This is a genomic window from Flavobacterium xueshanense, assembly GCF_900112975.1.
GTDB classification, from domain to species: Bacteria; Bacteroidota; Bacteroidia; order Flavobacteriales; family Flavobacteriaceae; genus Flavobacterium; species Flavobacterium xueshanense.
The window spans coordinates 1-13,834 of sequence record NZ_FONQ01000004.1 but is presented as its reverse complement, the minus strand read 5'-3'; the positions used below and the strand labels follow the sequence as shown (position 1 = coordinate 13,834).

At 34.0% G+C, this 13,834-nt stretch carries 11 protein-coding genes and 1 pseudogene; 7 read left to right on the top strand and 5 right to left on the bottom strand.

Annotated features, from left to right (window positions below):
• The first annotated feature begins 47 nt into the window (after nucleotides 1-47).
• The 5 genes from BMZ76_RS05705 to BMZ76_RS05685 all read left to right on the top strand — a co-directional run bounded on the left by BMZ76_RS05705 (nucleotide 48) and on the right by BMZ76_RS05685 (nucleotide 7,784).
• The gene (locus BMZ76_RS05705) at nucleotides 48-533 is read left to right on the top strand and encodes an acyl-CoA carboxylase biotin carboxyl carrier protein subunit (RefSeq protein WP_091203751.1); all 486 of its coding nucleotides are present in this window, start codon (nucleotides 48-50) and stop codon (nucleotides 531-533) included.
• A 101-nt stretch (nucleotides 534-634) separates the two neighbouring features.
• On the top strand, nucleotides 635-2,074 hold the full coding sequence (gene accC / locus BMZ76_RS05700) for an acetyl-CoA carboxylase biotin carboxylase subunit (protein WP_091204101.1): 1,440 nt from the start codon (nucleotides 635-637) through the stop codon (nucleotides 2,072-2,074).
• 128 nt (nucleotides 2,075-2,202) lie between these two features.
• The gene (locus BMZ76_RS05695; RefSeq protein WP_091203750.1) at nucleotides 2,203-3,744 is read left to right on the top strand and encodes an acyl-CoA carboxylase subunit beta; all 1,542 of its coding nucleotides are present in this window, start codon (nucleotides 2,203-2,205) and stop codon (nucleotides 3,742-3,744) included.
• Nucleotides 3,745-4,170: 426 nt separating this feature from the next.
• Nucleotides 4,171-6,282, top strand: coding sequence for an ATP-binding protein (locus BMZ76_RS05690; protein ID WP_091203749.1), 2,112 nt, complete (start codon nucleotides 4,171-4,173; stop codon nucleotides 6,280-6,282).
• A 143-nt stretch (nucleotides 6,283-6,425) separates the two neighbouring features.
• The gene (locus BMZ76_RS05685) at nucleotides 6,426-7,784 is read left to right on the top strand and encodes an NAD-dependent succinate-semialdehyde dehydrogenase (protein WP_244281759.1); all 1,359 of its coding nucleotides are present in this window, start codon (nucleotides 6,426-6,428) and stop codon (nucleotides 7,782-7,784) included.
• A 115-nt stretch (nucleotides 7,785-7,899) separates the two neighbouring features.
• Here the strand turns inward: BMZ76_RS05685 and BMZ76_RS05680 are convergent, their stop codons facing one another.
• Both BMZ76_RS05680 and BMZ76_RS05675 read right to left on the bottom strand, forming a co-directional pair.
• A complete protein-coding gene (locus BMZ76_RS05680; RefSeq protein WP_143071058.1) occupies nucleotides 7,900-8,379 on the bottom strand; it encodes a hypothetical protein in 480 nt (159 codons plus the stop codon).
• Between the two features lie 76 nt (nucleotides 8,380-8,455).
• On the bottom strand, nucleotides 8,456-8,731 hold the full coding sequence (locus BMZ76_RS05675; protein ID WP_143071057.1) for a hypothetical protein: 276 nt from the start codon (nucleotides 8,729-8,731) through the stop codon (nucleotides 8,456-8,458).
• A 630-nt stretch (nucleotides 8,732-9,361) separates the two neighbouring features.
• Here BMZ76_RS05675 and BMZ76_RS05670 point away from each other — a divergent pair.
• Nucleotides 9,362-10,411 carry an outer membrane beta-barrel protein gene (locus BMZ76_RS05670; RefSeq protein ID WP_091203746.1) on the top strand — a complete coding sequence of 350 codons (1,050 nt, stop codon included), beginning with the start codon at nucleotides 9,362-9,364 and terminating at the stop codon, nucleotides 10,409-10,411.
• 500 nt (nucleotides 10,412-10,911) lie between these two features.
• Nucleotides 10,912-11,481, top strand: a pseudogene (locus tag BMZ76_RS05665) (IS91 family transposase); the annotation flags it as partial.
• Between the two features lie 225 nt (nucleotides 11,482-11,706).
• On the opposite strand, the gene BMZ76_RS05655 reads toward BMZ76_RS05665, so the two are convergent.
• The 3 genes from BMZ76_RS05655 to BMZ76_RS05645 form a co-directional block, all read right to left on the bottom strand.
• The gene (locus BMZ76_RS05655) at nucleotides 11,707-12,594 is read right to left on the bottom strand and encodes an LPO_1073/Vpar_1526 family protein (RefSeq protein ID WP_091203744.1); all 888 of its coding nucleotides are present in this window, start codon (nucleotides 12,592-12,594) and stop codon (nucleotides 11,707-11,709) included.
• On the bottom strand, nucleotides 12,587-12,778 hold the full coding sequence (locus BMZ76_RS05650) for a hypothetical protein (protein ID WP_091203743.1): 192 nt from the start codon (nucleotides 12,776-12,778) through the stop codon (nucleotides 12,587-12,589). The genes BMZ76_RS05655 and BMZ76_RS05650 overlap by 8 nt, the downstream gene beginning before the upstream one ends.
• Nucleotides 12,779-12,882: 104 nt before the next feature.
• The coding region (locus BMZ76_RS05645; protein ID WP_143071055.1) for a transposase at nucleotides 12,883-13,834 on the bottom strand (952 nt) is incomplete at its 5' end.

Below are 13,834 nucleotides of genomic sequence, written 5' to 3'. Positions count from 1 at the left end.
GAAAACGTTTTCTTTTACTTATTTTTACGATTCTAAAATAGAAACAAATGAGTATTGGTTATAAAGTTAATGTAAACGACACTTTTCATTTTGATTTGGAAAAGGAAAGTGTTTCACAACTGGATGCAGTAAGCGTAGAGACGAATAAATTCCATGTATTACGTGAAAACACTCCTTATCAAGCGGAAATCATCACTTCTGATTTTCTTCAAAAAAACTATACCGTTAAGGTAAACAACAACACGTACACCGTTGCTATTTCAAATCCTTTGGATATTTTGATAAAGGAAATGGGATTCGAAACGGGACTTACCAAACAAGTCAATTTTATCAAAGCACCTATGCCCGGATTGATTCTAGAAATCAGTGTGGTAGTAGGACAAACTGTAAAAGAGAACGACAACCTGATTATTTTAGGTGCCATGAAAATGGAAAATAGTTTTCTCTCTCCGCGTGATGGTGTTATCAAAACTATTTCGGTACTTATGGGAGATGCGGTGGATAAAGGACAGTTGTTAATTGAATTTGAATAAAACACCACTAATTCACTAATTAAAAATTGAATATTCAATTCTGCAATACAATTGATTGTAAGAGAATTAAAATTAGCGAATCTGCGGTTAAAAAATATAAAATGAAAAAATTATTAGTTGCCAATAGAGGGGAAATCGCGATCAGGGTGATGAAAACCGCACAAAAGATGGGCATTAAAACGGTAGCAGTGTATTCAACTGCTGACAGAAATGCACCGCATGTGAAATTTGCTGATGAAGCCGTTTGGATTGGAGAAGCCCCTTCGAGTCAATCGTATTTGTTAGGAAGTAAAATTATAGAGGTTGCAAAATCTTTAAATGTAGATGCCATTCATCCGGGTTACGGATTTTTGAGTGAAAATGCTGATTTTGCCGAAGAATCGGAGAAAAACAACATCATTTTTATTGGTCCAAAATCGAAAGCAATAAAAATAATGGGAAGTAAACTGGCGGCCAAAGAGGCTGTTAAGCAATACAATATTCCAATGGTTCCCGGTTTTGACCAAGCCATTACGGATGTCGAAAAAGCAAAAGTTGTTGCGAAAGAAATTGGTTTTCCAATTTTAATTAAAGCCTCTGCAGGTGGTGGTGGAAAAGGAATGCGAGTGGTCGAAAGTGAAGCTGATTTCGAATCTCAAATGGATCGCGCCATTAGTGAAGCGATTGCTGCCTTTGGAGACGGTTCGGTTTTTATTGAAAAATATGTGGGCTCGCCAAGACATATCGAAATTCAGGTGATGGCAGACAGTCATGGAAATGTATTGTATTTATTCGAAAGAGAATGCAGCATCCAGCGTCGTCACCAAAAAGTAATTGAAGAAGCGCCTTCTTCGGTTTTAACACCGGAATTGCGTAAAAAAATGGGCGAAGCAGCTGTTTTGGTGGCCAAATCATGTGATTATTTAGGAGCTGGAACCGTCGAATTTTTATTGGACGAAAACAACAATTTCTACTTCTTGGAGATGAACACGCGTTTGCAGGTGGAACATCCCGTTACCGAATGGATAACCGGAACCGATTTGGTCGAACTGCAAATCAGAGTTGCCAGAGGAGAAGCATTGGCAATCAAACAAGAAGATTTGAAAATAAAAGGACACGCGATGGAATTACGTGTGTATGCCGAAGATCCTATGAATGATTTCTTGCCAAGTGTCGGTCATTTGGATGTGTATCAATTACCTGTTGGTGAGGGAATTCGTGTAGATAATGGTTTTGAACAAGGCATGGATATTCCCATTTATTACGATCCAATGTTAGCCAAACTGATTACGTACGGCGAAACCCGAGAAGAAGCGATTCAAGTTATGTTAAAAGCTATTGAAGCTTATAAAGTTGAGGGTGTACAAACAACCTTACCTTTTGGGAAATTTGTTTTTGAACATGAGGCGTTTCGTTCCGGGAAATTTGACACGCATTTCGTAAAAAACTATTACAATGCTGATGTGTTGAAAAAACAGATGGCGCAAGAAGCTGAAATCGCTGCTTTGGTGGCTTTGAAACAATATTTTGAAGATCAAAAAATCGTACGCTTACCTATTTAAAATATTTATTCACGATGAAGAGATTAAGTTTTAAGTAGAAAAAGCAGCACTTAATTTTCTTAATACCTTAATGGTTTTGAAGAAAATTAGATAAAAATTAGCGAATTGGCGGTTAAAAAAGAACAAATATGAAAGACAAAATAAATATATTAAACGATAAAATTGCTGAAGCTCATTTGGGTGGGGGTAAAAACAGAATTGCAAAACAACATTCCAATAAAAAACTTACCGCAAGAGAGCGCGTCAATTATTTGATGGATGAAGGTTCTTTTGAAGAAATTGGTATGTTGGTTACGCACCGAACATCTGATTTTGGAATGGAAAAAGAACTGTATTACGGTGATGGTGTGATTACCGGATACGGAACTATAAACGGAAGATTGGTTTATATTTTTGCACAGGATTTCACGGTTTTTGGTGGTTCGTTATCCGAAACCCATGCTGAAAAAATCTGTAAAGTGATGGATATGGCAGTCAAAATGGGAGCCCCAATGATTGGACTGAATGATTCTGGTGGAGCTCGAATTCAGGAAGGTGTTCGTTCTTTAGGCGGTTATGCCGATATTTTTTACCGCAACGTTCAAGCTTCTGGTGTAATTCCGCAAATCTCTGCTATTATGGGACCCTGCGCCGGTGGAGCTGTGTATTCTCCTGCGATGACTGATTTTACGATGATGGTTGAAGATACCAGTTATATGTTTGTAACAGGGCCGAATGTGGTAAAAACCGTAACGAACGAAACTGTGACTTCGGAGGAATTAGGGGGTGCGAGTACGCATTCCACTAAATCGGGTGTGGCGCATTGTACATCGACCAATGATGTGGAATGTCTGGAGGATTTGAAACGATTGTTAAGTTATTTGCCACAAAGCAATAAAGAAAAAGCACACAACTTACCTTACGAGCTGAATGATGAGGTTCGGCCCAAATTAGCAACTATTATTCCGGATAATCCCAATAAACCGTATGACATGCACATGGTGATTGGCGGAATTATTGATGAAGATTCGTTTTTTGAAATTCATAAAAATTATGCCGAAAATATTCTGGTTGGTTTTGCCCGATTGGGAGGAAAAAGCATTGGAATAATAGCAAACCAACCGATGGTTTTAGCAGGCTGTCTGGATGTAAACAGTTCGAAAAAAGCGGCTCGATTTACCCGTTTTTGCGATTGTTTTAATATTCCGTTATTGGTTTTGGTGGATGTACCGGGCTTTTTGCCGGGAACCGATCAAGAATGGAGCGGAATTATTGTTCACGGTGCTAAATTGTTATACGCTTTAAGCGAAGCAACCGTGCCGAGAGTTACAGTGATTACGCGTAAAGCCTATGGTGGTGCTTATGATGTAATGAACTCGAAACACATCGGTGCCGACATGAATTTTGCTTGGCCAAGTGCCGAAATAGCGGTGATGGGAGCAAAAGGTGCCTCTGAAATTATCTTTAAGAAAGAAATTAAAGAAGCCGAAGATCATAACGCTAAACTCTTGGAAAAAGAAGCAGAATACGCCGATTTGTTTGCAAACCCATATACGGCAGCGCAACGTGGTTTTGTTGATGAGGTAATTTTACCTGAAGAGACCAGACGCAAACTGATAAAAGCATTTAGCATGCTCGAAAATAAAGAAAGCATAACTCCTAATAGAAAACACGGGAATATTCCTTTGTAAGGATTAGATAGAATTGAACAAAATAAATTTTTGAACTACCCCAAAAAGTTTAATACTATTTGGGGTTTTTTATGAAAAAAAATTCGAGTATCCGGCTGCTTTTTTAGATATAAGAATTATTAATTTTAGATTTTGCAGTAATTCTTATTTAGTTCTGGTTTCAGCGGAAACAATTTTTTTAAAAATAAGGAGATAATAATTTGAATAGAATCTATGAAACAAATTCTTAATTAGAACACAAGCTGAATAAAGGTTTGGATTAAAATATCTGAAAAATAAATCGTGTATATTATAAACTGCGTTAGTTTAAACTGTTGGATTTTTTTTATGACAAAAAAAGCTTAACTTGCGCCAGCAAAAAAAGTGATATATCTTACAAAATTATAGGTAAGATGATTTAGTTATTTTTTTATTTTCTTACATTATATGAAGAGATTATTTAACCTAAATACGTATTTTAAATTATTGTTGTTGATTGCATCAGCAACTGTTTTCTTTTTTATTCTATACACTTCATTATACCTTTATACAGTTCAGGAAGAGCATCGTTTTTATAAAGCGACTTACGATCAATATAATAATGAGGTAAAATCATTATTCAGGCTTAACTCTAAAACGCATACGGCAACAATTATTGATGTTACATTTTGGGATGAATTAGTCAATTTTACCAAAAAAAAGGAGGAGAAATGGTACAATAAATATATATTAAGTGAATTTGAATCGTATGAAGTGGATTATATTGGAATTTATGGTTTAAATCAAAAAATAATAAATAAGACAACATCTGCTAAGATTAAAAGTTTTGATTTTATTCCAAAAGCTATGATGACTTCACTTTACAAATCTAAACTGAAAAGGTTTTACGTAAAAATTCCTGAAGGTATAGTTGAGGTTTTTGCTGCAACAATTCATCCTTCAAATGACCCAAAAAAGACTAAAACAAAACCTTCGGGCTATTTTTTTATGGCCAGACTTTTAGATAAATCCTTTTTTACTTCACTAGGGAATATTAGCAGTTCTAAAGTTAATTTAGTTGCAGTGGATCACCCTATCAATGCTGAGGATGATTTTGTCACTGTTGGATTGGATTTAAAAGATTGGAAAAACAATGTGGTCAGCAAATTACTTTTTAAAAGGCCTTTTAATTTAAATTACAGCAAAACGAAAGAAATTCTTTTTATAGTTGTTATAGCCTCGTTAATCAATATTTTAATTTTCATTTATTACACTAAAAAATGGGTTTATAATCCATTAAAATTGATTAAAAATATTCTGGAAACCGGAAATGTTACTTCTATATACAGTTTAAAAAAATCCAAAGGAGAGTTTGGTTACATCGGAAATCTCTTTGAAGAGAATAGTAATCAAAGGAAGCAATTAGAAATTTCCAAGCAAAAAGCAGAGGAAAGTGATACGCTAAAATCTTCTTTTTTAGCTAATTTATCACATGAGATTAGAACGCCCATGAATGCCATTATGGGATTCAGTGATTTGCTTATGGATGATAAGCAGACGGAAAAAGAGAAATTCGAATATTTGAAAATTATAAAAAACAGCGGAAATAATTTGGTTTTAATTATTGAGGATTTAATTGAAATGTCCAGAATTGATGCTAAGCAAATTACACCGAATTATAAAGGATTGAATATAGAAAAATGTATTGCAGAATTGCATAAATCTATTAAAATTACCATTCCTAAAGAAAAAGATATTGAATTTTATGTAGTAGAAAGTGGCGATAAGATTCAGAAAAACATCCTTACTGATGAGACAAAACTGAAACAGATTATTGTAAATTTAATAACAAACGCTGTAAAATTTACAGAAAAAGGTTTTGTGTCTTTTGGATATTCCATAAATAAAGAAAAAGATGTTTTAGAGTTTACGATTCAAGATTCTGGTTCAGGAATTAGTGAGGATCATATGAAGATTATCTTTGACAGATTCAGAAGAATTGAAGACAATGCAACTACCGAAATGACAGGATTGGGACTTGGTTTGTCTATTACTAAGGCGTATGTCGAAATGCTGGGCGGAGAAATAAGTGTAAAATCAACTATGGGAATTGGATCTGTTTTTACATTTACGATACCGTTAAAGTATGATGAAACTGTTGTGGAAAGTATGCCAAAAATAAAGATATCTTTTTCTGGAAATCATGAGAATGAGATTATTTTGATTGCGGAAGATGACAATATTAATTTCTTGCTTTTAAAGAAAATTTTAGAATCAAAAAATCATACCGTTTTACGCGCTTTCAATGGTCAGGAAGCAGTAGATATCTGTGCTGAAAATCCAGATATTAGTTTAGTTTTCATGGATATAAAAATGCCAATCTTAAACGGTTTCGAAGCGTTTGAACAAATTAAAATATTAAAACCAGAACTTCCTATTATTGCCCAAACGGCGTATTCATCCTTTGAAGATAAAGAGCAAATCATGCGTTTCGGTTTTATGGACTACATTACAAAACCTTTAGACAAAGAAAAAATATTCGAATTGTTGAATACTATTTTTACAGAAATTAATTCCTAAAATTTAATAATAAAAGCACTCAAGATTTCTATTTGAGTACTTTTGTTTTTCTATTTGCCTTTACTTTCAAATCAATCGGATTGCCTACTTCCTAAATAATTTTCAGTTTTCTAAAATCACTTAGACAAAGAATTTAAAATATAATGAACATGATATTTAAATCGATAAATCCATTTTCACAAGAAGTGATTGCGGAGCATGAAATATTGACGAATGCACAAATCAATCAAAAACTACACATTTCCGAAACCGCGTTCCAGAAATGGAAAACTACTTCCTTTCAGGAAAGAGCAGACAAGATGCAGAAATTGGCTCATATTCTCCGTGTAAATAAGGTGAAATTAGGAATGCTGATTACAAATGAAATGGGTAAGATTTTATCTGAAAGCATTGCCGAAGTAGAAAAATCAGCGGAAAATTGTGACTTTTATTCAGAACACGCGGAGCAAATGCTAAAAGAGGAAATTTACGACACCCCTTTCAAATCCATGTCGGTTTATGATCCATTGGGCGCCGTGTTTGCCATTATGCCTTGGAATTACCCGTTTTGGCAAGTATTGCGTTATGCTGCTCCGGCAATTATGGCGGGGAATGTAACACTTTTAAAACATGCTCCAAATGTTATAGGCTGCGCCAAAGCTATTGAAAACGCTTTCTTAGAAGCTGGTTTTCCTGAAGGTGTATTTCAACAAATTGTGATGGATATTCCTCAAGTCGAGAGTGTAATTGCTGCTGATATTGTTTGCGGCGTTACCTTAACTGGAAGTGAAATGGCAGGTTCTTCCGTGGCTTCGTTGGCTGGAAAGCACATCAAAAAGTCGGTGATGGAATTAGGTGGTTCTGATGCTTTTATCGTTTTGAATGATGCTAATCTCGAAAATGCAGTAACTATTGCAACACAATCCAGAATGCTCAACGCCGGTCAGGCTTGTATTTGTGCCAAACGATTTATAGTTACCGAAAAAGTAGCGGATGAATTCGCCGCACTGTTTGCACAAAAAATACAATCAATTCAGCAGGGAAATCCATTACAGCAAGGAATACAAATGGGACCTTTGGCTCGCTTGGATATAGCCAATAAATTAGCGGATCAATTGGAAAAATCATTACATCAAGGTGCTAAATTAATAGTAGGCGGGGAGCGCGAAGATTGCAATTTCCAACCCACGCTAATTGATTTTGTGGATTCAAATAATATCGCGTTTCAGGAAGAAACTTTTGGGCCACTGGCAACGATTATTAGAGCTAAAGATGAGAATGATGCCATAGCGATTGCCAATAATCACAGATATGGTTTGGCTGCTTCATTATGGACTGAAGATCGTGAGAAAGGTTTACAGTTAGCGAGAAAAATAGAGGCGGGCAATGTTTTTGTAAATTCTCTTGTGCGCTCTGATTCCAGAATTCCTTTTGGAGGAATAAAAAAATCCGGTTATGGAAGAGAATTGGGAGCTATAGGAATAAAAGAATTCATGAACATGAAATCAGTGATTATCCAATAGCAGTTACTATTTTCTAAAACAGCTGCGTGCTAAATGTATGAAAATCGAGATCAGAACTTGCAGACGCAAATCTATTCTCGATTTTTTTTTTAAACTTAAAACATTCGCTGTCCTATTAATACGTGTACATTACCGCTTTCAAATTTTTTGGTTCATCGGAAACAATTACAATAAATGGAGATCCTTTGAGCGCTGCATTTTGTTTCAATCTCTTTTCTGCTGCATCCAAAAAAGATTGATTGGTTTCTCCCTTTGTTTTTCCTAAAAAACTCGTGATAATACCGGATTCTTTCAAGCCTTCGGTTTGAGCCGGTTTCAATATGATTATTTTCGTGTAGTCAGCTTTTCCTGAAAGCGCTATTTTTTCGGATATAGTTTTAGTCTCTGTTTTTGATTTTTCGTGTAATTTAAAAATTGCATATTGGCTAATGCTCTTTTCCTCTTTACTTTCTGCTGTGGTGTAGTACAATAAATTATTTACTGTTTTAATGAAATTTACCTCCATTTTTTTCCCGTTATGTTTGGTAATTTCATGTGTTTGTGCCATTAATGACATTGCAATTGATAGCGTGAGTATTGCGAATATAGTTTTCATTTTTTTTGGAATGTAGATAGATTTATTAAAGCTTTTTTGGAAGCTAATTTTATTTTTTTTAGCAAAACTAAAATGGTTATGGGTGTTTTGGTGGAAGAGTCGCATTTTTTAAAGCATGTTCTTTTACTCTAAACAGGTCGGAGGAATTGATGTGCTTGTTTCTGAATGTGGAGTAATCTACGCTACTGATATTTTCAATTACTGACAGAAAAAGCGTTTTCGTTTTGTTTTCCAAATTATTTTCTTCTGTGTTCTTTTCGCATTGCTCGTAAAAATCATATTTTTTCTCATTGGATAACATAGCAAATACATCACTTACCCAAACAGAGGAGAAAGTGACAAATAAAAGCACTACAAAGATTTTGCTCAGCAGACAAATCATATACTAAATATAATAAAAAAGGAATTTACTAAGAATTAAAATTTTCATAAAAAAGCAAAACTGTTGGCACTTTTATTTGGACTATAGTGATCCGTACTTAAATTGGTAGTTAAGAACTTTTTTTTGAAAACAGATGAATTTATTCTGCTTATTTTTTATGTTTTAAAGAAAAGTATAAATATTGTTTATTTTTTTAATAGTTATTTTTAATGGGGTATAATTATTTAAAAATATTTATTTTAAGTTATTTGTTTGTTTAAAATCTACTTTATTGTTTTTAAGTATATAAAAAAAGGGGTATAAGCTTAAAAAAGTAATTATTGAATTTTTAAAATTGTTTCGTGTAAATGCGAAATATCCATTTATTTTTGTTCATTTTTCGTTATTGATAATTCTTCTTTAATCAACGTAAAAAAGTTGTAAACAGTAATTTTAGTGAAATAAAAGTCAATAAATTCGCTTCAGACAAAGGAAAATAGAACATCAAAAAAAGCATGAAAAATATGTTTTTTGATAACAACTGAAATTCTTTTTTTGAAAAAAGTATTAACCAATACTAAATCATTACTATACTAGAGTACTAATTAAAACCAATTAAAGATGAAAGATCAATTCGCTACGATTGCAGTATTGCTAACAACAACATTTACATTCGCACAACATACAACACCTTCACCTGCTACTACTTTTGCGGGTTCTGCGGATGCGTATTACAAATATGATTTTTCCGGAATAGATAATAGTTTAAGCAGTTTTACAAATTCTCACAACTCATTTGAATTGGGAATGGCATCTATCGAGGCTTCTCATAAAATAGGGAAAGCAGCTGTTTTTGTTGACTTGGCTTTCGGAAATAGAGCGGCTCAATTTACTTATAATGATGATTCGGCTACATTTATGATTAAACAATTGAATTTTACATATGAGTTTTCAGATAAATTCAAAGTAACCGCGGGAAGTTTTGGAACGCACATCGGATATGAACTATTGGATGCAGTAGATAATAAAAACTACAGTATGTCTTATGCGTTTACGTATGGTCCGTTTTTTAATACGGGTGTAAAAGCACAGTATATTTCAGGAAAGTTTAGTTTTATGGCAGGAGTTTCAAACCCAACCGATTTCAAGACTACTATTGAAGCAGGTTCTTCTCAAAAAACATTTGTTGGACAAGTTGCATTTTTAGGGGATACCGGAAGCGCTTATTTTAATGTAACTTCAGGAAGCAGCAACCCATCTTCTGATGAATATAAAATCCAGTTTGACTTTGTTGGCACAAAAAAATTGAGTGATGCTTTTTCATTAGGTTTCAACGGAACATATGCAATGACTAACAATGATTTTGATAGTATGTTGGATGGAGAATGGTTTTCTTTAGTTGGATATGCGAATTTAGCTATAAAAGAATCATTAAGTCTGGCTTACAGATTAGAATATTTAGATGCTAAAGAAGCGACTGCAGCACTTGGTTCGTTGGCAGGAACAAGTGTGATAGGGAATACATTATCGTTGAATTATAAGGTGGGAAATTTAACAATTATTCCGGAGTTTCGTGTAGATACAGCATCTGAAGATATCTTTTCAAATAGTGATGCAGCGCCAAAAGGAGTTACGGCTTACGCCTTGCTCGCAACAACTTATTCGTTTTAATAACCTGGTTTTTTTTGCTGCCAAGATGCTGATACGTACATTAAACTGCCCCAAAAAGTTAGATATGTTTAGAGTATTTTTATATAGAGAAAATTCAATATGATTATGCGTTTTAACTTAAATGCGTAAAATTAGTATTTGAAAAATAATATTCTTAGCCGCGGTCAATTATAAAAACAACTCCATTCATTTTTCTTTGGTTGTTTTTTACACAATTTTTTAAAATGCTCCATAACGGCCGTTCGTCTAAAAACCTTCGTTGTTCCCTATTTGAGTTAATGAGTAAGTAAATATATGTGATTTAAACTACAATTAAAATTCTTTTTGGAAAAAATCATTCTTCATTCTCAAAATAAAACAATCCGTAAAAAGCATTAAAAATAGCTTTTACGATCCAAAAATGCAGTGCTAATATTTTTAGATATTGTTTTAATAGATTTTGGTCAATCAGGTTGAAAATTCGACGCAGGTTGTAGACTGAAAAAATCAAGCCAACATCAGTCAAGGTGTTGTCCAAAATTTTCAGGGCCAAATTTTGCGCCAAACTCAAGGCGAAATTACCTACTCAATACGAACAAATCCGTCAGGATTTATGGCAAAAACCATGGGTAGTATTTGCTAAGAAACCTTTTGGAAGTCCAAAATCGGTGGTGGAATATTTGGGGAGATACACCCATAAAATAGCCATCAGCAATCATAGAATCAAGAGTATTGACGAGCAAAACGTGAATTTTGATTACAAGGATTATCGAATGGCGGGCGTCAAAAAACAAATGACACTTACGCATCAGGAATTTATCAGGCGGTTTTCGTTGCATATTTTACCCAAACGGTTTGTAAAAATCCGTCATTATGGTTTTTTGAGTAGCACTTGGAAGCGTCAAAAGCTGAAACTTTTACAGGAAAAACTTAAGGTAAAAGTTCTGGAAAAAGTAGAAAAGAAGCCCTTTTTACCCAAGTGTCCTTGTTGTAAAACAGGCAATTTACACCCAATAGCAGTTTTTGACCAGCGCGGTCCGCCTGCTTGGTATCTTGGCGATAGCCAAAACGCCATTCCCTGTGAAAACTAATTTTACGGGTAAGGGCACAAATGCTCAAAAGTGAAGAAAAACACGAAAAAACTAACGTTAAAATTAATCCAAAAAAAAAAGAGGACCAAATCCTCTTATTATCCTCTCTCACAATTTTACGAAAACTCCATAGTGTTAACGGACGTACAATCGGTTCCGTTCAACACGAGTTTCACTGTTCGTGCTGCGCAAGCAACGAAACTCTAACTGTTGGTGGCAGTATTTTTATTTAATCCAAATACCATAATCAAGATTACCCAATACTCTTTTTAAATTTGCAAGTGCAATCATTTGCCCGACAGAAGTTAATGTTATTTGATATATTTGATTTGAGTTATAAATATCCATTAGTTTTTTGAAAGATGGAGCTTCCTTCTCTGCTAATTTGTCAAGTTCTTCATTAGTTATATCCTTAATAAACTCATAACTATTTTTTGCAATCTCTCTAAAGTCATTACTGACGATATTTAAAGAAGTTAGTGCGCCTGTATATTGCAAATATTGTTTATTTGACTGACTCAAATCAAAACTATTTTTAGTTAATTCAATTATTAATGAGGCAGGTTGTTCTAATTGACTCAAATTCGTTAAACCTGTGTGTCTAATTGAAGATAAGTAATGTACCAAGGATAAAAAGCTGATATGTTCTGCAGTAAGTTTAGGTATTATTTTAATCGCTTCGCTCGATACAATTGAAATAAAATCGTTCGAGTTCTTGCTTATTCTTTCAATTATTAATTCAGATAAAACATCAGAATTAATTTTATCTCCTTTTCGTGCACTTGCTTCAACTACTTCATTAAAGCTGAATTGTACATCAGGATCCTTAATTTTTTCAATATCAATTCGGTCAAAATTTTGCGCAAACTTTTCTTCAAATTTTGCTAAATAATTTTCAATGTTTTGGGTTGCAGTTTGAGATGCAATTTCTCTAAGTTTCGGAAAATTTTCGGTTAATAATAAATGAAATATTTCTTTCACTTCTGAAAATTGTAAGCCGATATTTTGAACTATTCTTATGTCTTTTCCTGCTTGTAATGAAGTTCCTCCATCCCCGGTTTCTTGTTTTTGCTTCTCAAACATCTTTTTTATATTTAAAATTTTTTTAAACATCTTTTTTGTGTTTAAACCCCTTTATTTTTACATCTCTACCTGCTTGAATTCCTAATGAGTTATCACCAACTTTTTGTTTTTGTCCTGTTGATTTTCGAATAAAGAAAATTGAAATTATAAAAACACCTATTCCTGAAAAAATCCATTCGTAATTATTTAAAAAGAAGTCTAAAATCTGTTTCATATCTGGTTTTTAGTGTTTTATGTTAATATTGCCACCAACGTCAGTTCGTCTAAAAACCTTCAAACGAACTCATTTTAGTTAATCAGTCAGTAAATATATATGATTTAAACTACAATTAAAATTCTTTTTGGAAAAAAGTATTCTTCATTCTTAAAACAAAACAGTCCGTAAAAAGCTTTAAAAAAGGGTGTTAGAACCCCAAAATAGAAAGCCAATACTTTTAGATATTGTTTTAATAGATTTTGGTCTATTAAATTAAATATTCGACGCAGGTTGTAGGCTGAAAAAATCAATCCAACATCAGCTGCGGCATGTTTGATGGTTTTCTTAGTCATGATATAATAAAAGTCCCATTGGCGTTTTATCACTCCGTAGGGATGTTCCACTATAGCTTGCCTTCTGCGGTAGATTTCATAATTGTTTTCGATTCTAACCTTGTTTTGATAAATCAAATGGGCGTATTGGGAGCGTTCAATAAGTCTGCCTTTGGCATTTTTAGTGCATTTTGTAAAGAGTTTGCAAGTCAAACACGCACTAGTTTTGTAATGCTTCATCTTGGTTATTGATTTCCCGTTTTTTTTGGCGTACCAATTTCCGTTGGTAGTTAGGGTTTCCTGGGCAGGGCAGGTATAGGAATCGGCAGTTTTGTTGTATTTAAAATATTCTACATCAAAAGCGGTATCAGGTGCGTGTGCAGATACGCCAGGAATAGCTACTAAAACATCGATGCCAAGTCGGTTAGCGTAGTCAAATTCGCTACCAGTATGATAGCCTTTGTCATAAATGGCGGTAAAATTATTGTGCCCCAAAATGGTTTTGCTTCGGCGCAACATGCTGCCCATGGCTTTGGAATCGTTTTCATTGGTCACCTTGAAATCAATTGGAATGTTATGCAACGCATCCACCGTGGTTTGTACCGTATAGGCGACTTCCGAGATGTTGTTTCGCGTCATGATTTGGCGACTATCAGGATCGGAAGTCGAAATTTGAGTAACTCCCGTAGTATCGATGGTGTTTTGATACCCAATGTATTTTTGCTTTTGAATACTATGTTTT